The 14,287-nt window shown below is 70.0% G+C and carries 11 protein-coding genes and 2 pseudogenes; 6 read left to right on the top strand and 7 right to left on the bottom strand.

What is annotated here, in order from left to right; all coding sequences use genetic code 11:
- Window positions 1-3: 3 nt before the first annotated feature.
- The 3 genes from KTN05_RS14180 to KTN05_RS14170 all read right to left on the bottom strand — a co-directional run bounded on the left by KTN05_RS14180 (window position 4) and on the right by KTN05_RS14170 (window position 4,262).
- Entirely contained in the window at window positions 4-651 is a 648-nt protein-coding gene (locus KTN05_RS14180) for a sugar transferase (protein ID WP_371823372.1), read from the bottom strand.
- A 396-nt stretch (window positions 652-1,047) separates the two neighbouring features.
- Window positions 1,048-2,493, bottom strand: a complete 1,446-nt coding sequence (locus tag KTN05_RS14175) for an HlyD family type I secretion periplasmic adaptor subunit (RefSeq protein ID WP_217330059.1) — start codon at window positions 2,491-2,493, stop codon at window positions 1,048-1,050.
- Window positions 2,490-4,262, bottom strand: a complete 1,773-nt coding sequence (locus KTN05_RS14170; RefSeq protein ID WP_217330058.1) for a type I secretion system permease/ATPase — start codon at window positions 4,260-4,262, stop codon at window positions 2,490-2,492. The genes KTN05_RS14175 and KTN05_RS14170 overlap by 4 nt, the downstream gene beginning before the upstream one ends.
- Before the next feature lie 470 nt (window positions 4,263-4,732).
- Between KTN05_RS14170 and KTN05_RS14165 the strand changes: the two genes are divergently transcribed.
- Entirely contained in the window at window positions 4,733-5,461 is a 729-nt protein-coding gene (locus tag KTN05_RS14165) for a hypothetical protein (RefSeq protein ID WP_217330057.1), read from the top strand.
- A gap of 30 nt (window positions 5,462-5,491) precedes the next feature.
- Here the strand turns inward: KTN05_RS14165 and KTN05_RS14160 are convergent, their stop codons facing one another.
- Window positions 5,492-6,598: a cellulase family glycosylhydrolase gene (locus tag KTN05_RS14160; RefSeq protein ID WP_217330056.1), complete on the bottom strand. Its 1,107-nt coding sequence runs from the start codon at window positions 6,596-6,598 to the stop codon at window positions 5,492-5,494.
- Window positions 6,599-6,767: 169 nt separating this feature from the next.
- Here KTN05_RS14160 and KTN05_RS14155 point away from each other — a divergent pair, with 169 nt between their 5' ends.
- Complete coding sequence (locus KTN05_RS14155; RefSeq protein ID WP_217330055.1) at window positions 6,768-8,207, top strand: oligosaccharide flippase family protein; 1,440 nt, start codon at window positions 6,768-6,770, stop codon at window positions 8,205-8,207.
- Between the two features lie 6 nt (window positions 8,208-8,213).
- Window positions 8,214-9,257 (top strand): hypothetical protein, encoded by a 1,044-nt coding sequence (locus tag KTN05_RS14150; protein WP_217330054.1) that lies wholly within the window; start codon window positions 8,214-8,216, stop codon window positions 9,255-9,257.
- 246 nt (window positions 9,258-9,503) lie between these two features.
- On the opposite strand, the gene KTN05_RS14145 is transcribed toward KTN05_RS14150, so the two are convergent.
- The 3 genes from KTN05_RS14145 to KTN05_RS14135 all read right to left on the bottom strand — a co-directional run bounded on the left by KTN05_RS14145 (window position 9,504) and on the right by KTN05_RS14135 (window position 12,204).
- A complete protein-coding gene (locus tag KTN05_RS14145; RefSeq protein ID WP_217330053.1) occupies window positions 9,504-9,902 on the bottom strand; it encodes a PIN domain-containing protein in 399 nt (132 codons plus the stop codon).
- On the bottom strand, window positions 9,892-10,143 hold the full coding sequence (locus KTN05_RS14140; RefSeq protein ID WP_217330052.1) for an AbrB/MazE/SpoVT family DNA-binding domain-containing protein: 252 nt from the start codon (window positions 10,141-10,143) through the stop codon (window positions 9,892-9,894). The genes KTN05_RS14145 and KTN05_RS14140 overlap by 11 nt, the downstream gene beginning before the upstream one ends.
- A 102-nt stretch (window positions 10,144-10,245) precedes the next feature.
- Window positions 10,246-12,204 (bottom strand): FG-GAP-like repeat-containing protein, encoded by a 1,959-nt coding sequence (locus tag KTN05_RS14135; protein ID WP_217330051.1) that lies wholly within the window; start codon window positions 12,202-12,204, stop codon window positions 10,246-10,248.
- Window positions 12,205-12,513: 309 nt separating this feature from the next.
- Here KTN05_RS14135 and KTN05_RS14130 point away from each other — a divergent pair.
- From KTN05_RS14130 to KTN05_RS14120, 3 genes and pseudogenes are all read left to right on the top strand, one after another.
- Window positions 12,514-12,738 (top strand): annotated as a pseudogene (locus tag KTN05_RS14130) (transposase); the annotation flags it as partial.
- 93 nt (window positions 12,739-12,831) lie between these two features.
- Window positions 12,832-13,225: pseudogene (locus KTN05_RS14125) on the top strand (IS481 family transposase); the annotation flags it as partial.
- A 223-nt stretch (window positions 13,226-13,448) separates the two neighbouring features.
- Window positions 13,449-14,225: an ISL3 family transposase gene (locus tag KTN05_RS14120; RefSeq protein WP_371823373.1), complete on the top strand. Its 777-nt coding sequence runs from the start codon at window positions 13,449-13,451 to the stop codon at window positions 14,223-14,225.
- Window positions 14,226-14,287: the final 62 nt, after the last annotated feature.

Raw genomic sequence — 14,287 nt, 5'->3', positions numbered from 1 at the left:
CCTTCAGCGGCCGGTCTTGTGCAGGACCGCCACCACCGTCAGCGCCATGATCTTCATGTCCATCCAGAACAGGATGTTGCGTTCGTATTCCACGTCCATGTGGACCCGCTCGGCATAGGACACGTCGTTGCGGCCGGCGGTCTGCCACATGCCGGTGACGCCGGGCCGCAGGCGCAGATAGGTCGCGGCGTCCCGGCCATAGCGGCGCAGCTCGTCCGGCACGATCGGGCGCGGGCCGACCAGGCTCATGTCGCCGCGCAGGACGTTGAAAAGCTGCGGCAGCTCGTCGAGGCTGGTCCGGCGCAGGAACGCCCCCACCCGGGTGATCCGGGGATCGTCGTCCAGCTTCTGGGATTCGTCCCATTCCTTCTGCCGTTCCGGCGAGCCTTTCAGCAATTCGGGCAGCAGGTTTTCCGCGCCGACGACCATCGAGCGCAATTTCAGGCAGCCGAACATCCGCCCGTCCTGGCCGACCCGTTTATGCGAGAAGAACGGATTGCGGAAATCGGACAGGAATACGGCTATCGCCAGCAGGGCGATCAGCGGCAGGAATATCGGCAGGATGGCGATGGACAGAATGACGTCGAGCGCCCGTTTGAAATAACGGGAATACAGGGTTGGCTTGATATCATCCGGGTCTGCTGGACTCACCTTTATCGGGCGCACAGTCCGGGTGGACAGTTCGTTGACGTCGGACATTTGCAAAACAACCCCACTCTGCACCAACAGATGGAGCAGAACTTGTTAACCTTAACGCTGGGGCGAGTTAACCACGTTTGTTTTTGGGTGAGCAAATGGGGAGTTAATCAACCGGAGCGGGTAATTTCTGGGCGAATTAATCTATGCTTTTGAAATAAAAGAAAAATTTTTGACGCATCATTTCGCAATCCGGCCGATCACAATCGGCGGATTTGCGCTGCTGCGGGCGATTTTCGCGCGAAGCGGGAAATAATACCGGAGCCGCCACACCGTCCGCGTGTCGCGACACCGATCCGGCGGTGCGGGGGGCCGGAAGAGGGCGGCGCAGAGTCGGCCGCCCCCTCTGCCTCAGGTCTCCCGGAACGCCCGCGTGAAGTAGTCGGCGAGGGGTTTGAGGAAGTAGGCCATGGGGCTGCGCTCGCCGGTCTGGATGAAGACCTCGGCGGGCATGCCGGGGACCAGATCCAGATCGCCCAGGCGGGCCAGCTGGTCGGTGGGGATCGTCACCTCGGCCCGGTAATAGGGCAGGTTGGTGGCCGGATCGACCACCGCGTCGGCCGAGATCTGCGACAGCACGCCCCCGATCTCGGGCGTGGTGCGGCTGGAGAAGGCCGACAGGCGCAGCACCACCGGCTGGCCGGTATGCACCTCGTCCACATGGATCGGCTGCACCCGCGCCGCGACCACCAGCGGGCGGTCCTGCGGCACGAGATAGAGGATCGGATCGGCGGGCCGGATGACCGAGCGCGGGGTCGTCACCTGCAATTCATGCACCACCCCCGCAACGGGCGCGCGGATGTCCAGCCGGGCGATCTGGTCGCTGAGCGAGCGGCGGCGCTCGGCCAGTTCCAGCTCGCGATAGCCGAGATCGCCAAGCTCCGTCTCGGCGTTCTCGCGCCGCTCGGAGGTCTGTTGCAGGCGGGTGATGCCGATCTCGGTGCGCCGGGTTTCCCCCTGGGCGCGCGAGGCGGCGAGTTCGCCCAGACGGCCGTCGAGGCTGGCCGCCTCGCGTTCCAGCGCCAGGACGCGGGTGGCCTGCGCCAGCCCCTTGGACAGCAGGCTGCGCTGGTCGGTCAGCTCGCGTTCGATCAGCGCCCGCTGGGTGCGGACCGCCTCGGTCTGGGCGTCGATGCCGTCGATCTGCTGGGCGACCTGCTCGGACTGGGTTTCCAGCTGCTCCAGCGACTGACGCAGCGTGTCGCGGCGGGCGGCGAACAGGCCCGCCTGCCCGTCGATCAGCCCCTGAAGATCGGGGCGGCCGGCGGCGGTCTGGATCAGGTCGGCGGGGAATTGCGGCGCGTCGGCCTGATCGCGCTCGGCCTCGAGCCGGCCGCGGCGGGCGAGAATCTCGAAATACTGGCCCTCGACGATGGCGAGTTCGGTCCGCAGAAGCTGGCCGTCGAGCCGGATCAGCGGCTCGCCCGCCTCGACCCGCTGGCCGCTGCGCACGAGGATCGCGTCCACCACGCCGCCATCGGGGTGCTGGACGACCTGCCGCTGCTGCTCGACCTCGATCTGGCCGGGGGCGACCACGGCGCCCGAGATGCGCGAGGTGACGGCCCATCCGCCGAAGCCGACGACCAGCACCAGCAGGCTGAGGATGCCGAGCGCCAGCGAGCGGCCGACAGGCCAGCCGGGGCGCGGGGGTTCGGCGCTGGCGGGCTGGGGCGCGCGGGGGGCGTTTGTGCCGCCGGTCGCGCCGCCGGTCGGGGCGGCGGGACGCGCTGCCGGGCGTGGGGCGGGCTGCGCCGCGCCGGGGGTGGCGTCGGCCAGATGCAGGATCGGGCGGGTCATGCGATGCCTCCGGCGCGGGCAGGGCCAGTGGGGCCAGTGATGGCGGGACCGGCGCTGGCGGGGCGGGCGATGTCCTCGGCGTTGCGGACGGTGGTGCGCAGCACCTCGTCGCGCGGGCCGAAGGCGCGGACGGACCCGCCCTCCATCACCAGCAGCAGGTCGCATTCGGCGATGGCGGCCGGGCGGTGGGCCATGATGATGACCGCCCCGCCGCGCGCCTTGATCTGCCGGATGGCGAGGTTGAGCGCCTGCGAGCCTTCGTTGTCGAGGTTGGAGTTCGGCTCGTCCAGCACGAACAGCGCGGGGTCGCGGTAAAGCGCGCGGGCCAGTCCGATCCGCTGGATCTGGCCGCCGGACAGCCGCGCCCCGGCCTGCGCGACCGGCGTGTCGTAGCCCTGCGGCAGGTCGAGGATCATCCGGTGGGCGGCGGCCTGGGTCGCGGCGCGGACCACGGCGGCCGCGTCGGGGGAAGGCGAGAGGCGGGCGATATTCTCGGCCACGGTGCCGTCGAACAGCGTCACCTGCTGGGGCAGGTAGCCGATGAGGCTTCCCAGCACGTCGGGGTCGTATTGGTCCAGCGTCGCGCCATCCAGACGGATCGCGCCCCCGGCGGGCGGCCAGGCGCCGATCAGCGCCCGCGCCAGCGTGGACTTGCCCGCCCCCGACGAGCCGATCACCCCCAGCGCCTGCCCCGGCTGCACGGCGAAGCCGACGCCGCGCAGGGTCGGGGCGTTCGCGCCGGGCGGCACCACGGTCAGGCCGGAAACCTCCAGCCGCGCCGCGGGGCGGGGCAGGGGCGTGCGGGGCGCGGGCGCGGGGCGGCGCGAGAGCAGCCGGCCGAGCCGGGCCCAGCCGTCCTGCGCCCGCTGGATCAGGGACCAGCCGCCGACGATCTGCTCGATCGGGGCCAGCGCCCGGCCCATCAGGATCGAGGCGGCGATCATCGCGCCGGGCGTCAGCTTGCCTTGCAGCACCAGCCAGGCCCCGGCGGCCAGCAGCGCGCTTTGCAGGAACAGCCGGAAGGTGCGGGAAAACACGGTGAAGGCGGCCGAGCGGTCGGTGCCCTGCATCCCGAATTCGGCGGCGCGGGCGCGCAGGCGCTGCCAGCGCGTCAGGCTGGCCCCGCGCATCCCCAGCGCGCCGATCAGCTCGCCCTCGTCGCGGTAGAGCGCGGCCGAGCGGTCGGCCTGCTGGCCGGCGGCGAAGGACTGCCGCAGCGGGGCCTGCGCCATCATCTGGTTGAGCAGCGCGGCGATCACCAGCACCACCCCGCCGAGGCAGGCGACCACCCCCAGCAGCGGGTGGAAGATGAACAGCCCGGCCAGGAACATCGGCGCCCAGGGCAGGTCGAACAGCGCCAGCAGCACCGGCGAGGAGATCAGCCGCTGGATCGATTCCAGATCCGACAGCCCCGCCTGCGAGGCCGAGGCGTTGCCGCTGGCCGCGCCTTCCTGAAGCGCCGCGCCGAAGACCCGCACCTCCAGCCGGTCGTGGAACCGCGCGGCCAGCCGCGCCATCACCCGGTTGCGGGCCAGATCCAGCAGCCCCATCATCAGGAACAGGAACGCCACCAGCACGAACAGCGCCGCCAGCGTCTCGACCGAGCGGCTGCCCAGAACGCGGTCATAGACCTGCATCATGAACAGCGGGCCGGTCAGGTTCAGAAGGTTCACCGCCGCCGAGAACAGCGCCACCCAGAACAGCAGATGCCACCCCGCCGACCGGGCCGAACGAAGCTCCCGCAGACCGTCTTGTGATGTCTGGACCATGTTTTCTCGATGCCTTGCACTGTCATCCGGCAGGCGACTCGCCCGCCGTTCAGGTCGTCGCCGCCTGAAAGCGAAGACGGGTGTTTATCGGCCGCCGCGGCGCCACCGCAACGGGGCGGTCGGGCGGGCGGCGATTTCCAGCCGTTCGCGGCCTGCGGCGTTGATTCCCCGGTGATTTTCCTTGCCGATCCCGTTCCTTTCCCTGCTGCGCCCTTGCTGCGTGGGGGCCGGGCGGGGTCACATCCGCGTCAGCCGAGGCCCCGCGCCCGATTCCGCGACTCGCTTCATGACTGTATCATCATGGCCGGATGAAGATTTGATGAAGGATTGACGGCAGCGGCCGGCGCGGCGCAGGCTTGATGGACTCGGGCCGCGCAGGGGAGGTCTTCCGCAGGGAGGGAAAGCGGCATGACACTGGCGGACATGGACCGGGCGCCGGCTGGCGGGCGAAGGGGCACGGGATCGGCCGCATGACGCCGGGAATCCGGCTTTCGCAGGTGGACGCCATCCTCGGGCGGGGCTTCCTGATCGTGCTGCTGCTCAGCCTCGCCGGCAGCGCGCTGACCTACGGCACCGGCAACGCCATGCTGCACAGGATCGCCGGGCTGCTTCTGTTCGAGGAAGAGGGGAACCTGCCCACGCTGTTCAACTTCGCGCTGCTGGCGGCGAACATGGCCGCGCTGGGGATGGTGGCGCTGTTCGCCTTTGGCGGGCGCAGCAGATGGCGCTGGCACTGGCTTTTCCTGTCCGGGTTCTTCCTGCTCATGACCTATGACGAGGCGGCGCAGGTGCATGAGCGGCTCAACGGCGTGATGGCGCGGGTGGTCGAGGCCGACGGCTATCTGGGCTTCGCCTGGGTCGTTCCGGCGCTGGCGCTGGTGGTGGTGCTGGGGGTGGCGTTCAGCCGGTTCCTGCTGGCCCTGCCGCGGCGCAGCGCGGGGCTGTTCCTGCTGGCGGGCGCGATCTTCGTGGGCGGCGCGGTCGGGGTCGAGATGCTGGGCGCGGACCACTGGACGCGGCATGGCTGGGACAACGCCGCCTACAGCCTGCTGGCCACGCTGGAGGAATCGCTGGAGATGACGGGGCTGATGGTCCTTCTGCACGCGACCCTGGGCGTGCTGGCCGGGCCGGGCGGCGTCCTGCGCTTCGCGATCCGGGGAGGGCCGCCGGACCTGAGGGAGCCTGACGGAGCGGCCTGACGGGGAATTTCGCGGGGCAGGGGCCTGCGGTTACTCGGACAGGATACGCTCCAGCGTGTCGCGCACCGGCTTGGGGCGGCCGTCCTCGGCCATCAGGCCGAACCAGTCCTCGGCGTCGTCGGGATCGGTGCCGAGGTCGCGGTAGCTGTACCAGAACAGCGGCCCGATCCACGGCGTCTCCCGCGCCAGCCGCACGCCCGAGGCCAGCAGCTCGGCCTGCCGCGCCTCGGAGACGCCGCCCTCCTCCTCGTTGGTCGGGGCGCCGTATTCGGTGATCCAGATCCGCATGTCCTGATCGCCATGCGCGGCCATCACGTCGCGGATCGGCCCCGCCATCATCCCCCAGGAACTGCGCCGCGCGCCGATGTCGGGCAGATCGTCGCCCGTATAGGGGTGAAACCCGACCGCATCGAACGACCCGCCCGCGCCCGCCTCGTAGACGGCGTTCAGGAACTCGGCCGCGGCCATCGCCCTGCCGCCGCGGTCGGTCGAGCTCGCCGCCGCCAGCCCGCCGAGGATGATCGTCGCCTGCGGATCGGCCGCCCGGATCGCGGGGGCCGCCGCCTTCAGCAGCATGGCATAGGCCGCCGGATCGGGGCGGGGCGGGAAGGGACCTTTCAGGTTCGGCTCGTTCCAGATTTCCCAGACATGGATGCCGCGCGGGGCGTAGCGGCGCACCGCCTCGGACATGAAGCGGCCGAAGGCGCCGGGATCGGTGGGGGGCGTGATCTGCTCGGGCGTTTCCCACGCCCATTCCGGCGTCGAGCCGACGACCGGCAGGACCGAGATCCCGAAGGACGCCGCCGTATCGACGATGCGGTCCATCTCGGACCAGTCGAAGCTGTCCGGCCCGTCCTGCTGCACCGTTTCCCAGTTGAGATCGGTGCGCAGCCAGCGCACCCCCATCGCCCTGTAATCCGCGAACTCGTCCCGCAGATCGAAACTGTCCTGCCAGCGCAATGCGTCCAGCCCCACGGCAAGGCCCAGTGTATCGGCTGGAATGGCGGGCTGCGCGGCGGCCGCCCCGAAGCCCGCCGCGCCAAAGCTCAGCGCAAATGCGGCCAGACCGGCGGCGGCGGTTTCCCGCAGGCGCGGGGGGAAACGCGTAAAAGGCGAATTGACCGAATTGGAAATCAACCCGGGAATGAATCGGAATCGGGAGGGCGGGGTTTTCATGGGCAATCCTGCGTGGCGGCCGGGCAAACGGTTATGTGATTCCGGGAAAGGCGATACCAGCCTTTGGTTTTCTTGTGATATGGAGTCCGCCCCGATACCAGACACCAGACGAGAAGAACGCAAGACACCTATGGTCAGAATCTGGATCGGAGCATCGACTGCGGACGCGGTCCTGCGGCTTGTGGCGCAGATGGCCAGCACGATGGTCGTCGCCCGCATCCTGTCGCCGGCCGAATTCGGCGTGGCGACGCTGGTCCTGGCCGTCAGCACGATCATGGGCGCGTTCATCGGCCTGCCGTTCGAGGAATCGCTGAGCCAACGGAAGCGGCTTTACACCTCGCATCTGGAAACGGCGCTGTTCGCCTCGATGGTGCTGACGGGGATCGCGGTGGGGCTGTCCGTGGTGCTTGGCCCGCTGATCGAGCGTCTGGCGGACGCGCCGGGCTTTGCCGTCTATCTGATCGTCTCCAGCTTGCTGCTGCTGTGGCAGGGACCGGCCTCGGTCTCGCGGGCGGTGGCGCGGCGCTCGCGGCGCTTCGTCGAGATTTCCACCTGCCAGGCGGGCAGCACGGTCATCGCCTCGGCCCTTGCGGTGCTGGCGGCGCTGGCGGGGTGGGGGGTCTGGTCGCTGCTGCTGCAACGGCTGCTGCCGAACGTGCTTTACCCGATGCTGGCGGCGCTGTTCCTGTGGTGGCGCGGGCAGCGGATCTGGATCCCCGTGCGCTGGCACGCGCAGCGGTTCCGGGATATCTTCCGCTTCTCGTGGCTGTTCCTTGCCGATGTGGGCGTCACCTCGGCGGCCCCTGCGGTGCTGGCGTTCATGGTCAACGCGGTCTTCGGGGCGACGACGCTCGGCCAGCTGAACATCGCGCTGCGGATCGTCGATCCGCTGCGCAACGCGCTGATGAGCGTGGGGCACAACATCGCCTTCTCGGTGCTGGTGCGGTTGCAGGAGGACGTGCCGCGGCTGGTCCGCACGGCGGGCGACATCAGCGCGGGCGTCGCGGTGGCGGCGGTCCCGGCCTTCGTCGGGCTGGCGGTCAGCGCGCCGGTGCTGCTGCCGCTGCTGGTCGGGCCGGGCTGGGAACTGGCCGTGCCGGTGTCGCGGATCCTGTGCCTGTCGGTGGCGCTGTCGCTGCCCTACCGCTTCTACTACTCGGGCTATTCGGCGCTCGGCCGGCCGGAATACGGGCTGGTCGGCAGCGGCGTGGCGCTGGTCTGCATGGTCGCCGGCTTCGCCGTGGCCGCCTGGCTGGACGGCCATTACGCCGTGCCCGCCGCCTTCTCGATCTACGAGATCGCGACCGTCGCCGTCGCCCTGATCTTCGCGCGGATGCTGGCCCGCGGCGGCGCGGGGGCGGCGCTGCTGCGGATGGGGCGGGTCTGGCTGGCGGCGACGGTCATGGCGGGCGTCATTGCCGCATTGTATTTCCGCGGCGGAGTGCCGAACATCACCCCGACCAACCTGCTGCTCATCATCCTGACGGGGGTGATCGTCTATCCTGCCGCCCTGATGGTCACGTGCAGGCCATGTCTTCAGAGCTTCGTGTCCCTGCTTCGCAACCGGTAACCAGTCATGATCGTTTTCGTCGCCACAACCGAGCATCAGTACACCGTCCGCGACGTCCTCGAGACGCGCGACCATGCCCTGCACGGGCGGCTGGTGATCCTCAGCCATGAGGAACTGCTGTCATCCCCGCGCCTGCCCCGCGCCACCTATGTGCTGGCCGATCTGGAGCGGCTGGACGAAGGCGGGCGGGCGCGCCTGATCCGCCGGGTCGAGGCGCTGCGGCGGGCCTGCCCCGGCTGCGAGGTGCTGAACCTGCCGGCCCGGATCGGGAACCGGCTGGACATCATGCGGCGGCTGCACGAGGCGGGGGTCAACGACTTCCGCATGCTGCCGCTGGACACCCCGGCCGAGGCGTTCCGCTATCCGGTGTTCCTGCGCCGGCTGGACGACCACGAGGGGCCGAAGTCCGACCTGCTGGACTCGGCTCAGGCGCTGCGGGACGCCATCGCGGCGCTCGACCCGGCCGAGCGGGAGGGCTTCGCCGTCACCGAATACATCGACGCGCGCAACGATCTCGGCCTGCATGAAAAGCGGTCCTATACCCGCGTGGGCGACCGGCTGTTCCCGGCGGCGCTGGACCAGAGCCGCGCGTGGGTCTGCAAGGGCGAGCACAGCGACCCCAACGGCGTCCCCGCCGCCGAGCGGGAACTGGCGTTCCTGAAGGGGAACGAGGACCGCGAGGCGCTGCGGGCGGCCTTTGACGCGGCGGGCATCCAGTATGGCCGCGCCGATTACGCCGTGGTGGGCGGCAAGCCGCAGATATTCGAGATCAACACCAACCCCTATGTGGACGCGCCCGAGCGGGTGCCCGCCCGCGCCCGCGCCGCGGCCGAGCAGATCGCGGGCGCATGGCTCGCCGCGCTGGAGGCGCTGGCCGACGGCGCGGAGGGCGCGCGGGGGGATTGGGTGGAGGTCGGCGGCGTGACGGGGGGCCGCGCGGGGCGCGGGTTCTCGCGCCGCAACCTGGCGCGATCGGCCTTGCGGAGCATGCGCCAGCTTCACAACGAGACGACCGCCATGCGCTGGCTGCGCCGCTTCCGGCTGATCTAAGACGGCGGGTCCGGCCCGCGGGCAGAAGGGGGCTCCGCCCCCGTCCTTCGGACTCCCCCGGGATATTTGGGGCCGCCCGAACGCGGGCGCTCCAAACTCTAACGCCGGAGTTCTGGCTTTCCGAGTCATGCCCTGGACGCGGGTTCAGAATGCCGGCGTCCCGAGTTCTGTCCTGCGTGTCATTCGGGCGGCTGAAAATATCCCGGGGGAGTCCGAAGGACGGGGCAGCGCCCCCTTGCTGCGCTTCTAGTCCCGGAACGGGTTGACGATCCGCAGGCGGCCTTCGACCAGCATGTCGTGCTGCATGTCCTCGGACAGCAGCCGCTCGCAGCCGCTCGTCAGCGCGGCGGAGACGATCATCGCGTCGTAGACGGAAAAGCCGTAGCGCTCGCCGAGGGCCAGGCCGACGCGGTGGATTTCGGCGGTCAGGTCGATGACCTCGCACAGCTCGCGCACGCCGCCGAGGAAATCGCCCGCCTCGCGCCACGACATCCCGGCCTTGCGGATGCAGTTGGCCAGCGTCTCGTTCAGCACCTGCACGCTGATCCGCCCGCCCTGCGCCAGCAGCGCCGCCGCCCGGTCGGCCTTGGGGCCGTCGTCGAGCAGGTAGAGGATGACGTTGGTGTCGAGGAAGTCAGCGCGCATTCATGTCGTCGCGGGGGCGCGTGTTGGCCTCGTCGCGGGTCAGTCTGCGCGCGGCGGGCAGGCGGCCGCGGAAGCGGCGCAGATCGGCCAGCACCTCCTCGGCCGAGGGGCGGCGGCTGATGGCAAGGCGGCTCTCGGCCCGCTCCAGCTCGATCTGGTCGCCCTCCTTCAGGCCCAGTTCGCGGACCAGTTCGGCGGGCAGGCGGACGGCGAGCGAGTTGCCCCATTTCGCGACCTGCATGATGTGATCCTCCGGTGCGGATATACGTTTGAAGAATGTATATCATGGCCCGGCGCGGATCAAGGGACAGGCGGCGGTGGCCGCCGCCTGCCGCGGGACGGGTCAGGCCCAGTCGAGTTCGTTCGTGGCGGGCACCAGCGGGCCAAGATCGGGCAGGCCCGAGTTCGTCAGTTCCGCCGGGCCGTCCAGCTCGCCGATCGCCAGCCCGGCCGGGAACGGGACCGAGCCGAAGCCGCCGCCGGGGCCGAAGCTGCCGTCGCCCTCGCCCAGCAGGGAATAGACCTCGGTGCTGAGGCGGCCGGTATAGAAGACCGCCGCGATGTCCAGATCGCCGTCGCCGTCCAGATCCGCCAGCGCCAGCGGCCCGGTGGCCATGGGGAATCCGTAGACCTCGTAATCCTCGCCGCCGTCGAAGCCGCCCTGACCGTCGCCGAGGCGCACGCTCACGGTCGGGGCCGCGTCCGCGCCCCCCGCCCCGTCATGGGAGGTCACGAGATCCAGCGCCCCATCCCCGTTCACGTCGCCGAGCGCCACGTCGGAGCCGCGCGTATCGACCGCCGTGCCCGTCGCGGCAAAGCCGCCGTCGCCGGTGCCCAGATGCACCGAGACCGAGGTTTCGCTGCCGACCACCAGATCGAGGCTGCCATCCCCGTCCAGATCCCCCAGCGCCAGCGCGCCGGGGCTGTCGCTCGCAAGCGAGGGCGCGGCGATGAAGCCGCCCTGACCGTCGCCGAGCCGCACCTGCACCGCGCCGCCGTCCCTGTCCGCGCTGACGAGATCGAGGTTCCCGTCGCCGTCCAGATCCCCCAGCAGCGCCGCGCCCGAGCCCGCCAGCGCCATATCGGCGCCGGGCACGAAGCCGCCCTGACCGTCGCTCAGGATCGCGGTCACGGTGCCGATCCCCCGCGCCACCATGTCGAGGGCGCCGTCCCCGTTCAGATCCCCCAGCGTCAGCGAGGTGAAATCCCCCGCCGCCACCGGGACGGGATCGCCGAAATCGCCGCTGCCGTCGTTCAGGCGCAGCTCGATCCCCCCGCCGATGGCGACGATATCCAGATCGCCGTCGCCGTCCATGTCGCCCAAGACGGGCGAGTAGATGACGGCCCCCAGCTCGGCCATGCGGTCCTCTCCGCCCTGGCCATCGCCGAAGTGGATGGCGCTCCCGGACAGCCCGCCGCCGACCACGAAGTCGAGCGCCGCCGGGACCGTCACGTCGCCCACCCGCACCGTGACGGCGGCGGTGTCCGTCAGCCCTGCGGCGTCGGTCACGCCAAGGGTGAAGCTGTGGCTCGCCTCGCGTTCATGATCCAGCGGGGCGGTGGCGGTGATGTTGCCGCTGGCGTCGACGGCGAAGGGCACGTCGTTGTCGCGGCTGGCGTCCTCGTTCTCGAGGATGGCGTAGGTCAGCGCGTCGCCGTCGGGATCGCTGGCCGGGGCGCTGCCGACCGCCGCGCCGGGGGCGTTGCTTTCGTCGATGGCGAACTCGAACGCATCCGCCGCGAAGGCGGGCGGGGCGTTGCGGGGCACGATCTCCACGTCCTCGGGGGTGAGCCGGTTCGTGCCGTCCGCCATGCGGATCAGGATCACGCCGTCCGGCCCGCGCGTGGTCGGGTCCATCACCTTGTAGTATTGCAGGTCGCGCTGGCCGAAGGCGTGGCCGGCGAATTGCAGCGTAGTGCCGGCGCCGAAGCCTTCCAGCCGGATCACATCCTGCTGGCCGCTGCCGTTGGTGCCCGCGCCGTGGAAGTCCAGCACGGTATCGACGAGGCCGAGATGGCCGTTGCCGAAGCCGCGCGTCAGGGCCATGTCGCCGGGGGCGAAGACGAAGCTGTCGTTGCCGCGCCCGCCGGCGGCGGTGTCGATGCCCCGCCCGCCGCGGAGATCGTCATCCCCCCGGTTGCCGAACAGCGCGTCGGGGCCGCGCCCGCCGAGCAGCCGGTCGGCGAAGCGCGAGCCCAGCACCAGGTCTGGGCCGCCGCCCGCGTCGAACTCGACGCCGCGGGAATGGTCGCGGAAATCATGGATCGCCTGCCGGAACTGGCCAAAGCGTGAATTGGACATGGGAATAATCCTGCTGTCTGTGCCGGGCGGCCTTGGCGGCCTGCCGGGCGGCTGATGTGAGGTCGTTCCAGACGGCCCCGCAAAGGGCCGGTTCGTTCCTCGGATCAGGCCTGCCGCTGGTCCGGGCGCCCGAAGGGGCCGGAAGCGCGCAGGACACGGGCATCACCCGCCCGCAGACCGCCACGCGGCCCGCCGGGCTGTTCGTGCATGGGTTGCCCAAGACGGATGATCGCAACGGACAGGGCGGGAATCAAGGATATTGGGCGTCATTTTCGACGCTCTGCGGGCGAGATCCGCGATGCCGACAGCCAGATGGTGAGGAACAAGGCCGTCTACATCGCCCTGGGCGTTACCCACGGGGGCGAGCGCGAGGTTCTTGGGCTTTGGATCGCCGACAACGAAGGCGCCAAGTTCTGGCTGTCGGTGATGAACAAGCTGCGAAACCAGGGCGTCCAAGACATCCTGATCGCGGTCGTCGACGGGCTGAAGGGCTTCCCGGAAGCCATCACCGCCGCCTTTCCCGAGACCACGGTCCTGTCCCATCCCGGATGATCACATAGGCGCTCGCCGGACCGCCCTCTTCATGGCAAGATCGATCCTGCGCGAGGTCCGGGAAGGGAGCCGACCATGCTGATCTCTCTGCACAAGCAGGCGACGACGACACCGAAGATCCGTGCGGCGATCCAGGCGAGCGCGGAGCCTGCCTGGATGGTTGCCGAACGCTACCATCTCCGAGCAGACGGTCTGGAAATGGCGCAAGCGCGACAGCGTCCTTGACCGCAGCCACACCCCGCATCGGCTTCAGACCACGCTTGCGCCGGTGCAGGAGGCCGTGGCCGTGGCGCTGCGCAAGTCCCTGCTGCTGCCGCTCGACGACCTGCTCTCGGTGGTGCGCGAGTTCCTGAACCCGAACGTCTCGCGCTCGGGGCTCGACCGCTGCCTGCGGCGGCACGGGGCGGGCAACCTGCGCGAGTTGAAGCCCGCCACGCCCCGGCCCGCGCACAAGCCCTTCAAGGCTTATGTGTCAACGGCCCTGAAACGGGATCCCCAATCGGCGTTGAACAGGGGCTCTGACTCACTTTCGGTGCAGGCGCTCGTGGTCGTCGATAGTCTCTGGTTCCGGGCTGAGGGGAGTGAGGGATGGGTCGGAGCCGATTACCGGCGTCGTTGTTGCCGCCGGGCTTGATCATCGAGCATGTGCAGATAGACGATAGCAAGGTCGCGGCGACCCGCGCTCGCGTGAGATCGGATCGATCTGTCCGGATTGCGGCATGCAGTCGAGGCAGGTGCACAGCCGCTACGAGCGATCTGTTTCGGACCTCCCAGCCCATGGCCGGCGTGTCCGGATCAAGCTCACGGTCCGGCGGTTCCGGTCCAGCAACGCGTGCTGCCCGAGGGTGATCTTCGCTGAGCGGTTCTGGGATGAGATCGTCGCGCCCTACGCCCGCCGTACGGCGCGGCTGCAGACGATCGTCCACCATCTTGGCCTGGCGCTCGGCGGCCGGCCCGGCCAGGGCCTCGCCCGGCGGCTGCTGATGCCGGTGAGCAAGGACACGCTGTTGCGCGTGGTCCGGGCACGGGCGCCGAAAGCGAAGCCGGCCTCGCGGGTGATCGGCATCGACGACTGGGCGGGGAAACGCGGGCATCGTTACGGCACCGTCGTCTGCGACCTGGAGCGGCGCCAGATCGTCGACCTTCTTCCCGACCGCGAAGCGGCCACCGTCGAGGCGTGGCTGGCGGACCATCCCGCCGTCGAAATCGTCTCGCGCGACCGCGGCGGCGGTTACGGCCAGGCCGTCGCCCGCGCGGCACCGGTGGTGGTCCAGGTCGCCGATCGCTGGCACCTGATGGAGAACGCCAGCAGAGCCTTCCTCGACGTGGTGCGGCGATCGATGACGCCGATCCGCCAAGCGCTCGGCGCCCGGACAATCGACCCGGAACTGCTGACCTCGGCCGAGAGAGCTGGGTCGGGAAATCTGAACAGGGGGGTTGAGTGGATCATCCGCGCGACATCGGCATGATGCCGAGGAGCGAGGAGAGACCATGAGCAGACGACCGCGCCGGAACCACAGCCCGGCTTTCA

Origin of the sequence: Paracoccus sp. Z118 (genome assembly GCF_019061185.1) — a bacterium.
Lineage (GTDB): Bacteria > Pseudomonadota > Alphaproteobacteria > Rhodobacterales > Rhodobacteraceae > Paracoccus.
Note: the sequence above shows the minus strand (reverse complement) of the source record. Positions and strands in the feature narration are given on the sequence as shown.